Here is an 18645-nt window from a genome sequence, read left to right as displayed (position 1 = left end):
ATCAGGCTTTACGCTTGTGCGTGCCGATCAGGGCTTCGAGCATGCCGATTTCCTCATTGGTCAGGTCCTTCAGCGGCGCACGCACCGGCCCGGCGTTGAAGCCCTGCAGGCGCACACCGGCCTTGACGGCGGAGACGGCATAACCCTTGGCGCGGTTGCGGATCGCCATGAACGGATAGAAGAAATCCGTCAGGATGCGTTCGCAGGTGGCACGCTCGCCGGCACGCAGCGCCGCATAGAACTCGTTGGCAAGGCCGGGTACGAAGTTGAAGACGGCCGAGGAATAGGTGGTGAAACCGGCGCCGAGATAGGCTTCGGCAAACAGTTCCGCCGTCGGCATGCCGCCGAGATACATCAGGCGGTCGCCCATCTTGGCGGTGATCTGGCGCACGAGGCCGATATCGCCGGTGCCATCCTTGAAACCGACAAGGTTCGGGCACTCGTCACAAAGACGCGCCAGCGTATCGGCCTGCAGCACGGAATTGTCGCGGTTATAAACCATGACGCCGATGCCGACCGACTGACACACCTTCTTGATATGCGCGTAAAGGCCTTCCTGCGGCGCATCGATGAGGTAATGCGGCAGAAGCAGGATACCATCAGCACCGACCTTTTCGACCGAGCGGGCAATGTCGACGGCAATCTCGGTGCCGTAACCACAGCCGGAAACGATGGCGGTTTCACCAGCCACTTCCTTGGCGGCGGAAACGATGGTGGGGATTTCATCCGGCTTCAGCGAGAAGAACTCGCCAGTACCGCCGGCGGCAAACAGTACCGGCGCTTTATAACCGGCGAGCCATTCGACATGCGCCCTGTAGCTATCGGCCGCAAAACGACCCTCGGCATCGAAATGGGTGACCGGGAAGGACAACAGACCGGAGCCAAGCGCCGTCTTGATTTGTTCAGGGTTCATCATCGAAATTCCTCTGCAAGTTCACTGACTGAAAGCCACCTAAGCCGCTTGCCGCATCTTTGTCAACAACTCATCATACATCTTGTATGATGAATTTCCAAAATCTGTCACAGATTAACGCGCCAGCCAGCCGCCATCGACATTGAGAATGGCGCCATGCACGTAATCCGCCGCCGGCGACGCCAGAAATACCGCCGCGCCGGCGATATCCTGCGCGTGCCCCCAGCGGCCTGCCGGAATGCGCTCGAGGATGGCCTTGTTGCGGGCGGCATCCGCACGCAGCGCCTCGGTATTGTTGGTTTCGATATAACCGGGGGCAATGGCATTCACGTTGATGCCCCTGGCGGCCCACTCATTGGCCAGAAGCTTGGTGAGACCGGCAACGCCATGTTTCGCCGCCGTGTAGGACGGCACGCGGATGCCGCCCTGGAACGACAGAAGCGAGGCGATATTGACCACCTTGCCGGAGCGGCCTTTCGCCAGCAGCTCTTTCGCGAAAGCCTGCGTGGTGAAAAACAGCGCCTTGAGATTGACGTCCATCACCTCATCCCAGTCGAGTTCGGAAAACTCGACGGAATCGGCGCGGCGGATGATGCCGGCATTGTTGATGAGGATATCGAAACCGGCGTCGGTGAAGCTGTCCTTCGCCGCCAGCGGATCGGCGAAATCGATGAGCAGTGCGCTCGCCTTGCCGCCATCCCTCGCGATGATATCAAGCGTTTCATTCGGTGCGCGGCGGGCGGCGCAGACCACCTCTGCGCCAGCGGCGGCAAGACCCACCGCAATCGCCTGGCCAAGACCGGTATTTGCGCCCGTCACAAGCGCCTTGCGCCCTTCAAGCGAAAAGGGGTTCCTCATTTCAGATCCCCCGGCTGGATGAAGTCCATGTCGGTGTAATCGACATTGTCGCCGGCCATTGCCCAGATGAAGGTGTAAGAGCCGATGCCGGCGCCGGAATGGATCGACCAGGGCGGCGAAATCGCGCCTTCTTCGTTGGAAATGAACAGATGGCGGGTCTCCTGCGGCTCACCCATCAGATGCAGCACGCGCGACTTCTCATCCATGCCAAAATAGAGATAGGCTTCCATGCGGCGGTCGTGAATATGCGAGGGAATCGTGTTCCAGACCGAGCCGTCCTCCAGCATCGTATAGCCCAGCACCAGTTGGCAGCTTTCCATGACCAGCGGATGGATGAACTGGTTGATGGTGCGCTTGTTGGAGGTTTCCGTCGCGCCGAGCTTGACTTCCTTGCTGTTGGCGAGCGTCACCAGCTTGGCTGGCAGGCTACGATGCGCCGGGCAGGAGGTGATGTAGAATCGGCCAGCGCCATCAAAGGTGACAGCACCGCTGCCCGCACCGAGATAAAGCACATCGCCGCGATTGAGCGTGTAGGTCTGCCCGCCGGCGCTGACGGTGCCGCTCTCGCCGATATTGACGATGCCCATTTCGCGACGATCGAGGAAGGACGGCGTCTTGGTTTCTTCCACCTTGTCCAGCGTCAGCGGCGCACCATCAGGCACCGCGCCACCCATGACGAACCGGTCATAATGGGTGTAGATCAGCCTGATTTCACCGGAACGGAACATGTCGTTGGCGAGGAAATGCCGGCGGAGCCCTTCGGTATCCAGCGTCTTCGCATATTCCGGGTTCACGGCCTGCCTTGTTTCGACGGTCAACATCAAACTCATCCTTCATGATTGTTGCGTATGGCACATAATATATGTTATCCGCTTTTTGTACGATCTGTATGACAAGGTCAAGAGGTGCCGCCATATCTCGACCGTATCGGAGACGTGCAAACGCTGAGGGAGAATGGCAATGAAACGGCTTCTTGTTACCGGTGCGGCGGGCCAGCTTGGCCGCGTCATGCGTGAACGTCTGGCACCGATGGCGGAGATATTGCGTCTTGCCGATCTCTCCCCGCTCGATGCGGCCGGTCCGAACGAGGAATGCGTGCAATGCGACCTTGCCGATGCGGATGCCGTGAATGCGATGGTTGCCGGTTGCGACGGCATCGTTCATCTGGGCGGCATATCGGTGGAGAAGCCCTTCGAGCAGATCCTTCAGGGCAATATCATCGGGCTTTATAATCTCTACGAGGCCGCCCGCGCCCACGGCCAGCCGCGGATCGTCTTTGCCAGCTCCAACCATACGATCGGTTATTATCCCCAGACCGAGCGGCTCGGCCCCGATGTTCCGGTGCGACCGGACGGGCTTTACGGCGTCTCCAAATGTTTCGGCGAGAACCTCGCCCGCATGTATTTCGATAAATTCGGACAGGAGACGGCACTGGTGCGCATCGGCTCCTGCACGCCGGTGCCCAATAATTACCGCATGTTGTCCACCTGGTTTTCATATGATGATTTTGTGTCGCTGATCGAGGCGGTATTTCGGGCACCAGTGCTCGGCTGCCCGGTCGTCTGGGGGGCGTCGGCCAACGAGGCCGGCTGGTGGGACAATTCACATCTCGGCTTCCTGGGATGGAAACCGAAGGACAATGCCGAGGCCTTCCGGCAGCATATTGCCGAGACCACACCGAAGCCGGACCCGACGGATGCGTTGGTGCGGTTCCAGGGCGGCACGTTTGTCGACAACCCGATCTTGAAGCAAAGCTGAGTGATCAGCGGGATTGCAAGCCGGGCCGCGAATAACGTATCGAGGACATCCGGACACAACCCCGCACCCTTTTTAGAACGGCGACACAGATGACAAAAGCGACAACCTCCGAACCGGCAGCTCCACAGGGCAGAACGCTTGTGGTGAAGGTTTCGGAGGAACTCCGCAGCCAGATCGCCAAGGGCCGCTACAAGACGGGCGACCGCCTGCCATCGGAAGCGCAGCTGACGCAGGAATTCGGCGTGAGCCGCACCGTGGTGCGCGAGGCGATTGCCTCGCTGCGCTCCGACGGTCTGGTGGAGCCGCGTCAGGGCGCAGGTGTTTTCGTACTGGAGCCCGCGCCCACCGAGCGGCGGCCTTTCCACAATGTCGATCTCGCCCGCGTCTCGTCGCTGATCGAGATGCTGGAATTGCGCACCGCCGTGGAAGGCGATGCCGCCGGCCTTGCCGCCATTCGCCGCTCACCGGCGCAGGAAGAAAAGATCATCGAGGCCTTCGACGCTTTCCGCGCCAGCGCCGCCAGGGGCATTCCGACGGCCGAGGCCGATTTTGCCTTTCATCTCGCCGTGGCCGAAGCGACCAACAATCCCCGCTTCAGCGAGTTTCTGCAGGTGCTTGGCCCAACCGTCATTCCGCGCCGCGCCGTGGCTGATAATGGCGCAGAAACCGTGCTTTCACCCGCCGATCTCAGCCGTCTCGTCGGCGAGCATGAAGCGATCCTGATCGCCATACAGGATGGCAACGAGGATGCGGCGCGCAGCGCCATGCGCAACCACCTGAAAAGCAGCCAGACGCGTTATCGCGCCATGCTGCGTGCGCCGCGCTGAAAATCAATATTGCAAGACAGAGGAGAACGACATGCAGCAGCTTCCCAAATTCCCCACCGTTTCGCCCGATGACGGCGTGGAACGCACCGTGCTTTCCGAAGCGCCGGAGCTGATGGTCGTGTCCTTCCGGTTCAAGACCGGCGCAGAAGGCAAGCTGCACAGCCATCCACATGTGCAGTCCACCTATGTCGCCAGCGGCAGCTTCCGCTTTTACCGCGATGGTGAGGCCTATGACCTGCAGAAAGGCGACAGCCTCGTCGTTCCCGGCCATATCGAGCATGGCTGCCTGTGTCTGGAAGAGGGTGAGCTGATCGACTGCTTCACCCCGCGTCGCGACGATTTTCTCTAAAGGCAGGAACGGCGGCAGGCCGTCACTGCCGTGACAGATCCCTGAGAGTGCGTGGCAGGCTGTTCATGCACTCCGCACCTGACGATGTGACGAGGAACTGATCCTCGATCATCAGCGCGCCCAGCCCTTCGCCATAGAAGGGCGCTTCGAGTGCGACCACCATGCCAGGAAGCATGATTTCCGGATTGTCATGGGAAAAGAACGGCCATTCCTCGATACCCACGCCGCCGCCGACGGAATGGCCGAAATGACCGCGATAATATTCGCCGAAACCTTGCCTGCGCATCGAGGCCAGCATGGCCGCGTGCACCGCGCCAAAGCTGTTGCCGGGACGGATCGCTTCCAGCCCGCAGGCGAAGGCTGCCTCCAGCGCCTTGAAAATCTCGGACGCCAGAGGCGACACAGGTCCCCATGAAAAAGTTCTTGCGCCATCGGACGAGTAACCGTCGACCAGCGTGCCGACATCGGCCTTGATCAGCGCGCCCGGTGTGACCGCCGCCGTCATATCCGACAGGGCCGGACCGACGGAAATATAGTCCCAATGCCCGCTCAGCGAAAAACCGGATGTCGCGGCATATGCCTGCGCGCCGGATTTCCAGGCGGCGGAGAGCTGACCAAGGGCTGCTCCCGGTCGGACAGCGGCCGCCATCTCAATTAACCCTGCCTCGGCGGCTGCTGCCGCCTGCCTGAGAAGTTTGATCTCGCGTTCTGACTTCACCGCCCTCAGACGTTTCAGCACCGTCGAACCATCAATCCAGTTCACCTCGGGCAGCGCCTGCCGCAGCGCTAAAAAATCGGCGGCGGGCATGAATTCAAGGTCGGCACCAATGCGCGCGGCAGCCAGCCCGCGCTCCCGCAAAAGATCGGAGAGCAGGTCGAAACAGGCGGTGCGATCGAATGTCTCCGGCCGCGGCCCACCGGAATTGTTGCGGCGATAGGCGTCGTCCACCTGCGCGACGGTTTCCACACCCGAAAGATCGACCAAATCGATCCAGATGCGATGGCAGCGCAGATCGACATCCGGCGCCGCCTTCCTGACGAGCGGGGCGGCGTGATCACTGACGACGGCGGCGAGCCCTGCCCCGGCATCGGCCGGCACCAGCGCAATCGCGGAACCCGCTTTGCCCCACATCGTCGCCACGCCGGCAGGAGCACCGAGCGCATAACGGAAGGCTTCGGGCTGGAACAGCACCAGCGCATCAATCTCCGCCTCCCGCATCAGCTGCTGCGCACGGCTTCGGTCGATATCGCTCATGGGAACCCCGGTGATTGTTTGGCGGCAGGTTTGTGAACCTACGCTTTAGCAGTCACCGGGATAGGAAAGAAGGTGGAAGATGATGTCTCCACCCTGAGATTCGTCAGTGGGAGCGAGCGGATGCCCCTTGTTTCTTCTCCCCGCCGGGGAGAAGTCCGCGGCAGCGGGATGAGGGGGCGACGGTAGAGATATTCGTCAACGTGGCCCCTCATCCGACCCTTCGGGCCACCTTCTCCTCGGCAGGGAGAAGAAATATGCCGCAACGCCTTGCCCTATCCGAATGAGCGGCGGATAAATCCGCCGCTCGTTGTCTTTCACGCCTCCAGCCACTTCACCTGCTCGGGCGTCAGCGCGATATCCAGCGCCGAAAGACTATCCTCCAGCTCCGCAATCGTGCGCGGCCCGATCAACGGAATGACCGGGAAAGGCTGGGCGATGACATAAGCGAGCGCGATATGGATCGGGTGGCGGCCGAGTTTTTGCGCAAGCTCGATCGCCCGGTCGCGGCGCACGAAATTGCGGTCGGAATACCAGACGCGGACGATTTCCTCATCGTCATGCTTGTCGCGCCCTGCCCGGTCGGTGAAGAAACCGCGCCCCTGGCTGGACCAGGCGAAATTGGGGATCTGGCGCGATTGCAGCCATGCCTTCCACTCGTCATCTGATGCCGCAACGCAGCCTGTCCAGATGGGATCGAGCATTTCGGCAAGCGAGAAATTGTTGGAAAGCGCGCCGGGCGCCTGCTTGCCGTTCTTCTGCGCATAAGCTGCGGCTTCGTCCATGCGCTCGCGCGTCCAGTTCGAGCCGCCGAAAATGCCGCGAATGCGCCCGCGCCGGACTTCGGCATCCATGGCATCGACGAACTCGCCAACCGGCACGTCGGGATTATCGCGATGCATGAAATAGGCATCGACATAATCCGTCTTCAGCCGCTCCAGCGACTGATCGAGCTGTTTGGTAATCATATCGGGATAGCAGAGCGGCGAATGCGCACCCTTGCCGATCAGCACGATCTCTTCACGCGGCACATTGCGGCTGGTGTGCCAGTCGCCGAAAATCGCTTCGGTCCTGCCAGCGCCGTAGACATAGGCCGTATCGAAGAGATTGCCGCCCGCCTCGTAAAAGGCATCGAGCGTCAGGGATGCGGAGGCGAAATTGGGGAAGAACTCGAAACCGAGTGCAACCACGGACGCCGGCTTGGCAAGGCCCGGTATCTGCCGCCTGGGAACCGAATTTCCGGCGACGACCTTGCCACCGGCGATATTTCCGATGCGCGATGTCGCCTTTTCGATGCTGTATTCCAGCCCGACGGAAGCCCGCCACTGGTCCATGACACGCAGATTGCCGAGGCTGTCGGCCCAGGCCATGCCGGGTGCCGCGAATTCGTGTCTGCCCTGGCGAATTGCCTCGCCGGCTGCATCGACTTCGAAGGAATAAAGCCAGCGATCCTCCGGCAATTCGATGGTTTCGACCTTGTCGCCCCTGATGATATCGATCCGGCCGGTGCCACCCTTGTGGCCGGCAGCAAACCAGAAATCCTTGACCTCGATGCGCCCTTCCGAGCCGATGATGCGCAGCACATTGTCCTGCGCCGCCATGATCGAGCACGAGACTTCGGCGACGATGCCGTTTGCGAATTTCAGCACGGCCGAGGCCCATTCATCAACGCCCGACTGGCCGAGATGCGCCGCACCCGCAACCTTTTCCGGCTCGGCAAAGGGTTTGCCATCCACGGCACCGGCAATCATCCGCACCATGGAAACCGGATAACCGCCGACATCCAGAATGCCGCCGCCCGCCGTTTCATTGGCAAACAGCCGGTGATCGGCCCGGAACGAACCCATGTTGAAACCGAAGCTGGAGCGGATGATGCGGATATCGCCTACCGCCCGCTCTTTCACCAGTTCGAGCAATTTCGCCGTCTGCGGATGCAGGCGGTACATATAGGCCTCGCCGGCGAAAACGCCTGCCTTTTTCGCCTCGTGGAAAATGGCGTCGGCATCATAGGCCGAGAGCGCGATGGGTTTTTCCACCAGCACGTGTCTGCCGGCCCGGATCGCCTTGATCGCCCATTCGGCATGGCCGGTATGGGGTGTGGCTATATAGACCGCATCGATAGCGGGATCGGCAAGCAGGGCATCGTAACCCTTGATAATGCGCGCACCGGCGAAGGCTTCGGCAAGGCCGGGCTTGTCCGGATTGCGGGTGGCGATGGCCTCTAACCTGCCGGTGCGGGAATGGGCAATACCGTCAGCAAAGGTTCTGGCGATGGTGCCCGGGCCGATGATGCCCCAGCGGATCGGTTGTTCGGTCGTCATGAAATCCTCGTCTTTCATATCAGTCTTGGGTGCTTGGGAAAGGGTTCAGCGCAGGCGTTCGCCCTTGCTATCGAAAAGGAAAGCCCGGCGGGCGGAAAGGCCGACCGTCAGCCGGTCGCGATTGCCGACATCGCGCGATTCCGGCCGCTCGATGATCAGCTGCTCGCCGCCTTCGGTTCGGGCATAGACATAGCTGGTATTGCCGAGATGTTCGGCGACATCGACATGCACGGTGAGATCGGCATCGCCCCCGCCCGCATCGGCAAAATGCTCCGGCCGGATGCCAAGCGAGACCTTGGCACCCTCGTTGACGCCTTCCTTTATCGGCAAAGTCAGCCGCACCGCAGGATCGCTGTCGAGAGCGAGCGTGACGCTGTCGGCGCCGCTGCCGATGATGGTAGCGTCGAGAAAATTCATCTTCGGCGAACCGACGAAACCGGCAACGAAGCGGTTGGCGGGATCGTCATAGAGATCGAGCGGCGCGCCGACCTGCTCGATATTGCCCGCCCGCAGCACGACGATCTTGTCGGCCAGCGTCATCGCCTCGGTCTGGTCATGCGTCACATAGATCATCGTGGTGCCGAGCTGCTTGTGCAGGCGCGAGATTTCCACGCGCATCTGCACCCGCAATTCCGCATCGAGATTGGACAGCGGCTCGTCGAACAGGAAGACCTGCGGTTCGCGCACGATGGCGCGGCCGATGGCGACGCGCTGGCGCTGGCCGCCAGACAGCTGCTTCGGCCGGCGCTGCATCAATTCGTTGATCTGCAGAATTTCGGCGGCGCGGTTGACCCGCTTTTGCGTATCGGCCTTGGGGTTACCGTTCATTCTAAGGCCGAAGGAGAGGTTTTCGGCCACCGTCATATGCGGATAAAGCGCATAGGACTGGAACACCATGGCAATGCCGCGATCTGCCGGGTCGGCATCACTCACCGTCCTGCCGCCGATCACGATATCGCCACCGGAAATATCCTCCAGCCCGGCGATCATTCTAAGAAGCGTGGATTTGCCGCAGCCGGAGGGGCCGACGAAAACGACGAACTCCCCGTCCTTTACCTCCAGATTTGCGCCATGGATCACTTCCAGCGCGCCGTAACGCTTGACCACGTTGTTGAGCGAAAGTTCCGCCATGCGGCCCCCTTACTTGACTGCCCCGGCGGAAATGCCGGCGATGAAGTGACGCTGCAAAGCCACGAAAACCACGAGAATGGGTGCGGTGAGCAGCACCGCGCCGGCCATGATGCCGCCCCATGACACTTTGGTGAGCCCGATGAGGGTGCCAAGGGCCACGGGTGCGGTCATCATTCCTGGGCGGGAATTGATGAGAAGCGGCCAGAGGTAATTGTTCCACGAGGCCAGGAAGAGAATGATCGACAGCGCCGCCATGGTGGGTCGCGCCAATGGCAGGGCGATACGCAGGAAGATCTGCCATTCCTTGACGCCCTCCACCCGTGCCGCGTCGAAAAGTTCCGTCGGTATCATCGAGAAGGATTGCCGCATGAACAGCACGCCGAGCGAGTTGAACAGCGGCGGCACGATCAGCGCCACCCAGGTGTTGGCAAGCTTGAATTCCCGCGCCACCATGATGAATTGCGGAATGACGACGACGGCGAAAGGCAAAGTGATGGTGCCGAGAATGATGGCGATCACCACCCCGCGTCCGGCAAAACGATAACGCGCCAGCGCCCAGCCGGCCATCGACGTCAGGAACACCGAAAGCACGGTGTAAATGACGGCGACGGTGATCGAGATGAACATGGCCCTGAGGAAATTGGTATCCGCCTGCAGATTGTTGAAATTCTCGACGAAATTGGTGGATGGCACCAGAACAATGTCCGGGCTGAAAATGCCGTAATCCGGCATGGTCGAAAACACGAACATCATCCACAGCGGAAACAGCCAGATGATGGCAAGCGGCGTCAGCGTCGCATGCAGCGCGATCTTCTGCCAGAAAAGCGATCTCGATTTCGATCTCATTTCGGCTCCCTCCCGACCCAGAGATTAAGCAGCGAAATGGCGATGGCGAGCGCCGCCATGGTGTAGGCAATGGCCGAGGCATAACCGAAATTGAGTGAGGTGAAGCCCTGGCGATAAAGGAACAGCCCCAGCGTCTCCGTGCCACCGCCCGGCCCGCCCCTGTTGGTGATGAGGAAGGGTTCGGCAAACAGCTGCATGGTGCCGATGACCGAGAGCACGACACAGAACAGGATGATGGGTTTAAGCAACGGCAGGGTGATATAAAAGAACTGCTGGCGCTTACTCACCTTGTCCAGTGTCGCCGCTTCATAGACATCGCCAGGGATCGATTGCAGCCCGGCCAGAATGATGATGGCGTTATAACCCGCCCAGCGCCAGGTCACCGCGATGATGACCAGCGCCATGGCCGCATTGGCATTGTCGAACCACGAGACGGGCGAAAGTCCGACGGAGGTGATGAGCTTGTTGATGATGCCGAAATCGGCGCTGAACATCAGCCGGAAGACAGCCGCATAGGCCACCTCGCCAACGACGACAGGCGCAAAAAAGGCAAAACGATAAAGCGGCCGCGCCTTCAGGAGCGGTGAATTCAACAGCACCGCCATGACGGTGGCGAGCGCGATCATCACGGGCACCTGAATGACCAGAATGATCAGCGTATTATAAAGCGCATTATAAAAGGCCGGATCGGAAACCAGCCGCCCCCAGTTCATGGAAGGCGCAAACCGCCACGGATTGATCCGTGTGTTCTGGAACGACAGCATGAACGAGCTGATGATCGGCCAGACCCAGAAGGTGGCGAAAATCAGGAGATAGGGCGCAAGGAACGCATAAGCGATCCTGTTCCTGGACGGCATGACGACCTCCATATGCCGGACGATGGGCCGGATAAATGGAAAAGCTTCAGAAAGAGCGCGCCCCTATGTGGGGAATGCCTTTGCAAAACGGTGCGGCCTATTTCTTCTCCCCGAGGGGGAGAAGGTGGCCCGAAGGGTCGGATGAGGGGGCTGGCTCTCCGGATATCGCTACCCTCGCCCCCTCATCCCGCTGCCGCGGACTTCTCCCCCTCGGGGAGAAGAAACTTGTGGCACCCGCTCGGTCCTAACCGCCGGCTTACTGCGCGACGGGCAGCCCCGTCGCCGTTTCGATCTGCTTGGCCGCATCATCAAGCGCTGCTTTCGCATCGGGATAACCGCCGGCGAAATATTTCGTCTGCGTCGCCTTGTAGATCGCATCCGCATCCGACTGGAACGCCGTGCCGCGGCTCGGCACGATCTTCGGCAGGGTGGCCAGAATATCGGTCCATACCGCCTGCCCGCCCCAATAGGCCTGCTTTTCCTTGACGAAGGGATCATCGATGGCGGACAGCAGCGAGGGAACGAGGCCGAAGGATTTCAGCATCGTCACCTGGCCTTCATTGGTGGTCAGCGCGTAGTCGATATATTTCCACGCCGCCTCCTTGTGTTCGGATGTCGAGCTGATCGCCAGCGACGAACCGCCGAGATTGGCCGCATGCGGACCATCCGCCGTCAGGCTCGGCATCAGATAGACGCCCCATTTGCCGGAAAGATCAGGAGAGCCGGAACGAACCGTACCTTCATACCAGGCACCATACATCTGGCTTGCTGCCTTGCCGGCGGTATTGGCCTGGATTTTCTCATCCCAGATCGCCGCCGTGATGATGCCGGCGTCCTTCATTTCCTTGACCTTTTCAAGGGTCGCGACACAGGCAGGCTGGTTGATGGTGATGTTCTGGCCATCAGTCGAAAAGTAACCGCATCCCTGCTCATTGGCGATCATGCGAAACCATTCGCTATCGCCGTTGAAATCGGCCTGCGCCATGACGGTGCCGGGATTGGCGGCCATGACCTTCTTGCCGGCGGCGATGAAATCATCCCAGCTTTTGATGGTGGCCGGATCAACGCCTGCCTTCTCATAGAAGTCGCGGCGATAAAACACCGCCACCGGACCGGAATCCCACGGAACCGCATAGGCGACGCCGTCAACCTCCAGTTCCGTGCGCTTGAAATCAGGGAAAAGCGCCTGTTTCTCAGGCGTATAGCCAAGCTCGGTCAGATTGGCGAAACAATCGGGGAAACGGCTCCAGAACAGTTCCGCCTCGAAGTTTTCAATGGTGACGATATCAGGAAGACCATCGCCCCCGGCTGCGCAGGCAGCCAGCGTCTTGTCAAAAACCTGATTGTTTCCAAGGTCTTCAACGACGATCTTGATATCCGGATTCTGCTTGTTGAAGCCCTCTACCGTGGATTTCAGCGCGGAAGCCGCGACGTTCCAGCTCCAGATGGTGACGGTTTCTGTTTGCGCGAAAGCCGGGGCTGCGAGAAGCAGCATGGCCGTAGACGCGCCAAGAAATTTCAAGCACATTGAAAACCTCCCTTTTTCAATTGCCGTTCTTCAGCGAACATGGGCACATTACCGGCGGCAGGAAATCTGTCTCGTAAAAAGGGAACATCGATTTGGCGGAAAGTAAGATTGCTGAAAGAGCCTTCTACCAGCCGGGTGCAAGCAGCATCGAAGGCATGCCGACAACGCTGCAGCTTTTTCACAATCATCCGCCCATCATGCTCAGGCCCCACTGGCACGCGCAGGTGGAAGTGAATTACGTGATGTCGGGATCAGTGCATTATCGCATGGGCGATCACGAGCTCTCGCTCGATGCCGGCCAGATGTGCATCTTCTGGGGTGGCCAGCCGCACCAGATGGACCACTCCTCCGACGATTCCTTTTACGCCGGCGCACATCTGCCACTGGTGCACTTCTTCCGCATGCGGCTGCCCCCCACCGTCTCCAGTCTGCTGATGGGTGGTGCTACGATGGTGAGCGCTGAGACCGACCGGGCAGATGCGGAGAATTTTGGCCGCTGGTTCCGTTACGTCACTTCGGGCGAACAGGCAAAAGCCCAGCACGCGGTGGAGGAATTGCTGCTCAGGGTCGAGCGGATGTTCCTTGAACCCTACTCCGTCATATCATCCGCCGCCAATGGCAAACGCAGGGAGGATGACGAGGGCATGGCGCCCTCCATCGGCGTGGTGCGCATGTGCGACTTCATCGCCGCCAATTTTCTCGACGATATCGACGCGACGGAGATTGCCCGTGCCGCATCGCTGCATCCGAAATATGCGATGAACCTGTTCCGCAAATCCACCGGCATGACGCTGATCAAATATCTGACCCTGCTGCGGCTTTCCCGCGCGCAGGCGATGCTGATGACCGGCAAGGACAATATCCTGCAGATCGCCATGGAAAGCGGCTTCGGCTCTGTCAGCGCCTTCAACAAGGCGTTCCGCCAGATATCAGGCATGTCGCCTTCCGATTTCCGCCGCGACATGCGGGCGACTGCGGCTTAACCTTCGATCTCTTCAAAATCGGAAAAAGCAGCGCTGCGCTGCCGCGCCGCCTGCCGATAGGCCCTTGGTGAACTGCCCAGCATTCGCCGGAACATGGTGGTGAAAGCCGGTATGTTTTCATAACCGGCATCCAGCGCCACATTCGTCACCGCTTCGCCGGCTGCCAGCCTTGGCAGGGAGGCGAAGATACAGGCCTGCTGGCGCCAGGTGACGAAACTCAACCCCAGTTCCTTGCGGAACAGCCGCGTAAACGAGCGGCGGCTGATGCCCATGGCCGCCGCCCAGTCGTCGATCTCCACCCGCGCCACCGGCTTTTTCAGGAAATCGCGGCACAGCGCCGCCAGACGCTGATTATCTGGAAAAGGCAGTCCGAGCGGCCTTTCCGGCAGGCGGTTGACCTCGTCCAGCAACAGCGCCCGCACAAGGCCCTGCCGGTGAAAGGCCGTCGGCTGGTGTTCCTCACCCAGCAATTCCGAAATCAGGCTGGAGGCGAGATCGGTTATTTCCACCACGCGCGGTGCGCCCGCATGAAACAGGTCCGGATGGACGTAGATCGAATGCATCTCCACCGTCGAGATGGTTTCCGCCTCATGTTGCAGCCCGGCGGGTATGAGCAATCCATGACCGGGCGGTATCATCCAGCGACCATCCGCAGTGCTGACAAGCACGACGCCCTGACGGGCGCACCATATCTGCACGCGGCTATGACTGTGGGGCGGCGTCCGGTGCCCGGTGGGGTAAACGCGGCAAAGCGCCAGCACCGGCTCATTGGTGCCGTCGATCAATTTCAGACTGCGTTCATGCTCATCATGCGTCAGTCCTGAAGGCTGCCGCGATTTGATTTTTGCCATTTGGCCCACTCACAAAGAAAATCGTCCAGAACACAAATGCAGGCCAGAAACAATATGAATAAAAGCGGGAAGAAATAAAGACATGTTTCCCGTCTTCCGCCGGGAACCCGAGAGGACTTCATCATGGCCACTGTTACCAGCGCCGGCAACAGCTTCAATCCGCAACGCACGGCGTTTTCGATCATCGCAGCCGCCAGCTTCTGCCACATGCTGAACGACATCATGCAATCGCTGCTGACGTCGCTTTATCCGCTGCTGAAGGCGAATTACGCGCTCGATTTCATGCAGATCGGCCTGCTTACCTTCGCCTTTCAGGTCACCGCCTCGCTGCTGCAGCCGGTTGTCGGCATGGTGACGGATCGCTGGCCCATGCCGTTCTCCCTGCCCGTCGCCATGCTGTCCACCTGCGCCGGCCTCATCACGCTTGCTTTTGCCCATAGTTTCGAGGTTCTGGTGATCGGCGCCTGCCTCATCGGCATCGGTTCGGCGATCTTCCATCCGGAAGCCTCCCGCGTTGCGCGTCTCGCATCTGGCGGCCGTCATGGTCTGGCGCAGTCCTTCTTCCAGGTGGGCGGCAATACCGGCACGGCCATCGGCCCGCTGCTCGCCGCCTTCATCGTCATCCCGCTCGGCCAGACGAGCCTCAGCTGGTTCTCGCTGATCGCGCTCGTCGGTTTTGGCGTGCTTTCCTGGGTTGGCGTCTGGTACACCCGCCACCGCCGCGCAACGGTCGGCAAGGCGCCGGCCAGCCGCACGCTTCCCCTTGCGCGTGGCACTGTCATGATGACGCTTCTGGTGCTGGTGGTTCTGACCGCCACCAAGAATGCCTATCTCGCCAGCCTGTCCAGCTACTTCACCTTCTACACCATCGACAAGTTCGGTCTTGGTGTTCAGGACGCGCAGGTTCTGCTGTTCCTCTTCCTCGGCGCTTCGGCACTGGGCGTGTTCTTCGGCGGCCCGATCGGCGACCGTTTCGGCTCGCGCGTCGTCATCTGGTTCTCGATCCTCGGCGTCATTCCCTTCGCGCTGCTGCTGCCCTATGCGAACCTGTTCTGGACGGCCATTCTCGTCGTCGTCATCGGCTTCGTGTTCTCCTCCGCTTTCTCGGCCATCGTCGTGTTCGCGCAGGAACTGGTGCCGGGCCGCGTCGGCCTCATCGCCGGCATGTTCTTCGGTTTCGCCTTCGGTTTCGGCGGCATCGGCGCTGCGGTTCTGGGTGTTTATGCGGATAAGGAAGGCATCGAATTCGTCTACCGCGTCTGCTCCTACATGCCGCTGCTCGGCCTGCTCACGGTGTTCCTGCCCAAACTGCCGAGCCACCGCTAAAAGCCTCGCGTTCAACGCTTTTCAACACGGCGGTCACCTGTGATACTCAGGGGACCGCCGTATTCCGTTGAGCAAAGCCCTACCCATGCAAATCCCGATAAAATCGATCCTCGTTTTCCACGCCGCGGCAAGGGCGGGCAGCATTTCCCGGGCGGCGGAAGAGTTAAGTGTGACGCCTTCGGCCGTTTCCCAGCAGATACAGTTGCTGGAAGGCCAGCTCGGCACGACCCTGATGGCGCGAACCGGCCGCAAGGTGACGTTGACGGAAGCGGGCGAGCGCTATTTCTCGATGATCACGGCCCAGATCGAGCAGATATCAGACGCCACCGACAGTATTCGCGGCTTCCGCTCGGTCACAACGCTGACGATCCGGGCGACGCCGACCATCTCCAACAAATGGCTGCTGCCGCGTCTCGGCTCGTTTCTGGAGGAACATCCGGAACTGGAAGTGCGCCTGGACGGCACCAACGAGCCCACCGATTTTTCGCAGGAACTTGTCGATATAGAGCTGCGCCATGGCGATGGCCGCTGGCCGGGCCTCTTCGTGGAAGGGCTGGTGGAGGAGGAATTCCTGCCGGTCTGTTCGCCGAATTATAAGGGTGCCGGTAAATTTCTGCCCGAGGAATTGCAGAACCAGCGGCTGATCCATTCGGTGAAGGCGCAGGCGCAATGGAACCACTGGTTCCCTCTGGCCGGTGTCACGGCTGAGAAGCGCTGGCGGCGGGTCCTGTTCGACCGCAGCCACATGGCCATCGATGCCGCCGTTCTCGGCATTGGCGTGGCGCTGGAAAGCACCTTGATGATGGAGCGGGAGCTGCAGGACAAAATGCTGGTGCCGGCCGTGACGGACGCGCCGCGCATCAAGCTCGTCACCCAATGGATCGTTTGCCCGCATTCCCATCTGCGGCAGAGAAAAGTCATGCTGTTTCTGGAGTGGATGCGAAAACAACGCGACGAGTGGCAAGCCCGCCGCGTTGTCTGAGGTTTCAGGCAATCCGTTTGCGCGTCAATAAAGCCCCATCAGCCTGATTGGCGCCAGTGTCAGGTCCGGCAACAACACCAGAGCGAAAATCGCGGCGACAAGGATGGACATAGGCGCAAGCGATCCCTTGATCACATCCTCGATCGACATTTTCGCCACCTGCGCCACCGCAAACAGGCATACACCGACCGGAGGTGTGACAAGCCCGAGCGTGAGGGTGATGACCATGACGATCAGAAAGTGGATCGGATCGACCCCGAGCGAGACGGCCGGAGGCATAAGCACGGGGATCAGAATGAACATGGCGGCAATCGCATCCATGAACATGCCGACGACGATGAGGAACAGGAAGATCAGAACCATCGCCATGGTCGGCCCGGTGCTGATATGGCCAAGGAAAACCGCAACCTGCGCCGGCAGGCCGTCAAAGGTGAAGACCCAGGCCGCCAGTTTCGCCGTCGCGGCGATGAACAGGATCGAGCCGGAGGTCCTCGCCGTTTCCATGAATATTCCGAGCAGCGCCGAAACCGGGATCGTGCGGTAAAGTATGACGGCCAGAAACAGCGTGTAGACAACGGCGATGCCGGCCGCTTCCGTCGGCGTGAAATAACCGTCGACAATACCGATCAGCAGGATCACCGGTGTCAGCATCGGCAGGATGGCCGCAAGACCCGTCGTTACCACGCGCCGGACATTGAACGGCGTGGGTGGATTAAACCCGTTACGCACCGCATAGATGTGATTGAACACCATGAAGACGAAGGCGAGGAACAATCCCGGCACCAGCCCGGCCACGAGCAGGGTTCCGATGGAGGCATTCGCCACCGAGCCGGCGATGACGATGAGGATCGACGGCGGGATGATGGACGAAAGCGTGGAGGTGCAGAGCGTCAGGCCGACAGCATAGCCCTTCGGAAAACCGTGACGCTCCATGGCCTTGATTTCGATGGCGCCGATCGAGGCGATATCGGCAACGGACGAACCGGAGACACCGCCGAAAATTACCGACGAGGCGACATTGACGTGGCCGAGACCGCCAGGAAGCCAGCCGACGATCGCCTCGGCAAAGTCAAACAGCCGTTCGGCAACCCTGCCCCGTTCCATCAGGACACCGACCAGAATGAAAAGCGGCACCGCGACGAGAAGGAAGGAGTTCATGCCCGAAAACATGGTCTGCGCCAGAAGATCCATCGGCATCGATGTATAAAGCGCGATGGAGGCCAGGCTGGCCAGACCAAGTGCGACGGCGAGCGGAACCCCGAAGGCGCTCATAAGAAGGAAAAGTCCAAGCAGCGTCAGGCTCATGGCCGTTTCTCCATATTTCCAACAACCAGATCGGCATCCGCGAGAGGCTGCAGGCCTTCCGGCAGCTCGATGCGGTCGCGATATTGACGCAGGGATTCCACGATGGCGGCAATGCCGAGAGCCGCGCTGAGCGGAATGATGACGCCGATCATCCACATGGGCGTGGCAAGTGTCGCGGCGGCTTCATTCATTACATATTGCTGGCGCACCAGCGTCCAGCCCGTCCAGATCATCAGGCCGAAAAAGACGACTGACGACAGAACGTAAATGGGCAGCGCGAGGCGCCGCACGAAGGCTGGCATCAGCGCAATGAACACCGTTACCCGCGCCATGTCGGCGGTGCGGAAACTGCCCGCCACCCCCAGAAATACCATCCATATGAAAAGATACCGTGTCGCTTCCTCGGTCCAGGAAACCGGAGTTCCCCACATACGGGTCGATACCTGCAAAAGCACGACGGCCAGAACCCCGACAGCGGCCAGACCGGCCAGCACGTCGGTCGCCAATCTGATGACCCTGCCGAAAAATGATGACGTTTCGTCCATAAACCTGTCCTCC

18 protein-coding genes are annotated in these 18645 nt (G+C 60.3%); 6 read left to right on the top strand and 12 right to left on the bottom strand.

Translation table 11 applies throughout. The features are described 5' to 3' along the window. Position 1: 1 nt before the first annotated feature. From kdgD to kduI, 3 genes are all read right to left on the bottom strand, one after another. A complete protein-coding gene (gene kdgD, locus N434_RS20170; protein ID WP_046800501.1) occupies positions 2-913 on the bottom strand; it encodes a 5-dehydro-4-deoxyglucarate dehydratase in 912 nt (303 codons plus the stop codon). 114 nt (positions 914-1027) lie between these two features. After that, positions 1028-1771: a 2-dehydro-3-deoxy-D-gluconate 5-dehydrogenase KduD gene (kduD, locus tag N434_RS20165; protein WP_110760042.1), complete on the bottom strand. Its 744-nt coding sequence runs from the start codon at positions 1769-1771 to the stop codon at positions 1028-1030. Further along, the gene (gene kduI, locus N434_RS20160) at positions 1768-2592 is read right to left on the bottom strand and encodes a 5-dehydro-4-deoxy-D-glucuronate isomerase (protein ID WP_065116534.1); all 825 of its coding nucleotides are present in this window, start codon (positions 2590-2592) and stop codon (positions 1768-1770) included. Before kduI ends, kduD begins: the two co-directional genes overlap by 4 nt. Before the next feature lie 139 nt (positions 2593-2731). Between kduI and N434_RS20155 the strand changes: the two genes are divergently transcribed. The 3 genes from N434_RS20155 (at position 2732) to N434_RS20145 (ending at position 4705) form a co-directional block, all read left to right on the top strand. Further along, positions 2732-3529 carry an NAD-dependent epimerase/dehydratase family protein gene (locus tag N434_RS20155; protein ID WP_110760041.1) on the top strand — a complete coding sequence of 266 codons (798 nt, stop codon included), beginning with the start codon at positions 2732-2734 and terminating at the stop codon, positions 3527-3529. Positions 3530-3618: 89 nt separating this feature from the next. Continuing rightward, positions 3619-4356: a FadR/GntR family transcriptional regulator gene (locus N434_RS20150; protein ID WP_110760040.1), complete on the top strand. Its 738-nt coding sequence runs from the start codon at positions 3619-3621 to the stop codon at positions 4354-4356. 31 nt (positions 4357-4387) lie between these two features. After that, positions 4388-4705 carry a cupin domain-containing protein gene (locus tag N434_RS20145; RefSeq protein ID WP_110760129.1) on the top strand — a complete coding sequence of 106 codons (318 nt, stop codon included), beginning with the start codon at positions 4388-4390 and terminating at the stop codon, positions 4703-4705. Positions 4706-4727: 22 nt separating this feature from the next. Here N434_RS20145 and N434_RS20140 read toward each other — a convergent pair whose 3' ends face one another. The 6 genes from N434_RS20140 to N434_RS20115 all read right to left on the bottom strand — a co-directional run bounded on the left by N434_RS20140 (position 4728) and on the right by N434_RS20115 (position 12640). Beyond that, a complete protein-coding gene (locus N434_RS20140; protein WP_110760039.1) occupies positions 4728-5960 on the bottom strand; it encodes a M24 family metallopeptidase in 1233 nt (410 codons plus the stop codon). A gap of 314 nt (positions 5961-6274) precedes the next feature. Further along, positions 6275-8278: an aldo/keto reductase gene (locus N434_RS20135; protein WP_110760128.1), complete on the bottom strand. Its 2004-nt coding sequence runs from the start codon at positions 8276-8278 to the stop codon at positions 6275-6277. 45 nt (positions 8279-8323) lie between these two features. Then, positions 8324-9409, bottom strand: a complete 1086-nt coding sequence (locus N434_RS20130) for an ABC transporter ATP-binding protein (RefSeq protein WP_065656174.1) — start codon at positions 9407-9409, stop codon at positions 8324-8326. A 9-nt stretch (positions 9410-9418) separates the two neighbouring features. Continuing rightward, the gene (locus tag N434_RS20125; protein ID WP_110760038.1) at positions 9419-10255 is read right to left on the bottom strand and encodes a carbohydrate ABC transporter permease; all 837 of its coding nucleotides are present in this window, start codon (positions 10253-10255) and stop codon (positions 9419-9421) included. Next, the gene (locus N434_RS20120) at positions 10252-11112 is read right to left on the bottom strand and encodes a carbohydrate ABC transporter permease (RefSeq protein WP_065656190.1); all 861 of its coding nucleotides are present in this window, start codon (positions 11110-11112) and stop codon (positions 10252-10254) included. Before N434_RS20120 ends, N434_RS20125 begins: the two co-directional genes overlap by 4 nt. Positions 11113-11368: 256 nt before the next feature. Further along, the gene (locus N434_RS20115) at positions 11369-12640 is read right to left on the bottom strand and encodes an ABC transporter substrate-binding protein (protein ID WP_110760037.1); all 1272 of its coding nucleotides are present in this window, start codon (positions 12638-12640) and stop codon (positions 11369-11371) included. A 92-nt stretch (positions 12641-12732) separates the two neighbouring features. Here N434_RS20115 and N434_RS20110 point away from each other — a divergent pair, with 92 nt between their 5' ends. Next, positions 12733-13623, top strand: a complete 891-nt coding sequence (locus N434_RS20110; protein WP_065116541.1) for a helix-turn-helix domain-containing protein — start codon at positions 12733-12735, stop codon at positions 13621-13623. On the opposite strand, the gene N434_RS20105 is transcribed toward N434_RS20110, so the two are convergent. Continuing rightward, positions 13620-14474: an AraC family transcriptional regulator gene (locus tag N434_RS20105; RefSeq protein ID WP_080837053.1), complete on the bottom strand. Its 855-nt coding sequence runs from the start codon at positions 14472-14474 to the stop codon at positions 13620-13622. The genes N434_RS20110 and N434_RS20105 overlap by 4 nt on opposite strands. A 123-nt stretch (positions 14475-14597) precedes the next feature. Between N434_RS20105 and N434_RS20100 the strand changes: the two genes are divergently transcribed. Together N434_RS20100 and N434_RS20095 are read left to right on the top strand one after the other, a co-directional pair. Beyond that, a complete protein-coding gene (locus N434_RS20100) occupies positions 14598-15800 on the top strand; it encodes an MFS transporter (protein WP_110760036.1) in 1203 nt (400 codons plus the stop codon). Positions 15801-15885: 85 nt separating this feature from the next. Further along, positions 15886-16782 (top strand): LysR substrate-binding domain-containing protein, encoded by an 897-nt coding sequence (locus N434_RS20095; RefSeq protein WP_065656179.1) that lies wholly within the window; start codon positions 15886-15888, stop codon positions 16780-16782. A 24-nt stretch (positions 16783-16806) separates the two neighbouring features. On the opposite strand, the gene N434_RS20090 is transcribed toward N434_RS20095, so the two are convergent. Both N434_RS20090 and N434_RS20085 read right to left on the bottom strand, forming a co-directional pair. Next, complete coding sequence (locus N434_RS20090) at positions 16807-18087, bottom strand: TRAP transporter large permease (protein ID WP_110760035.1); 1281 nt, start codon at positions 18085-18087, stop codon at positions 16807-16809. After that, positions 18084-18632 (bottom strand): TRAP transporter small permease, encoded by a 549-nt coding sequence (locus tag N434_RS20085; RefSeq protein ID WP_110760034.1) that lies wholly within the window; start codon positions 18630-18632, stop codon positions 18084-18086. Before N434_RS20085 ends, N434_RS20090 begins: the two co-directional genes overlap by 4 nt. Between the last annotated feature and the right edge of the window lie 13 nt (positions 18633-18645).

This window comes from Rhizobium sp. UGM030330-04, from assembly GCF_003208455.1.
GTDB classification, from domain to species: Bacteria; Pseudomonadota; Alphaproteobacteria; order Rhizobiales; family Rhizobiaceae; genus Agrobacterium; species Agrobacterium rhizogenes_A.
The sequence above is the reverse complement of the archived record's forward strand: the minus strand, read 5'-3'. Positions and strand labels throughout refer to the sequence as shown.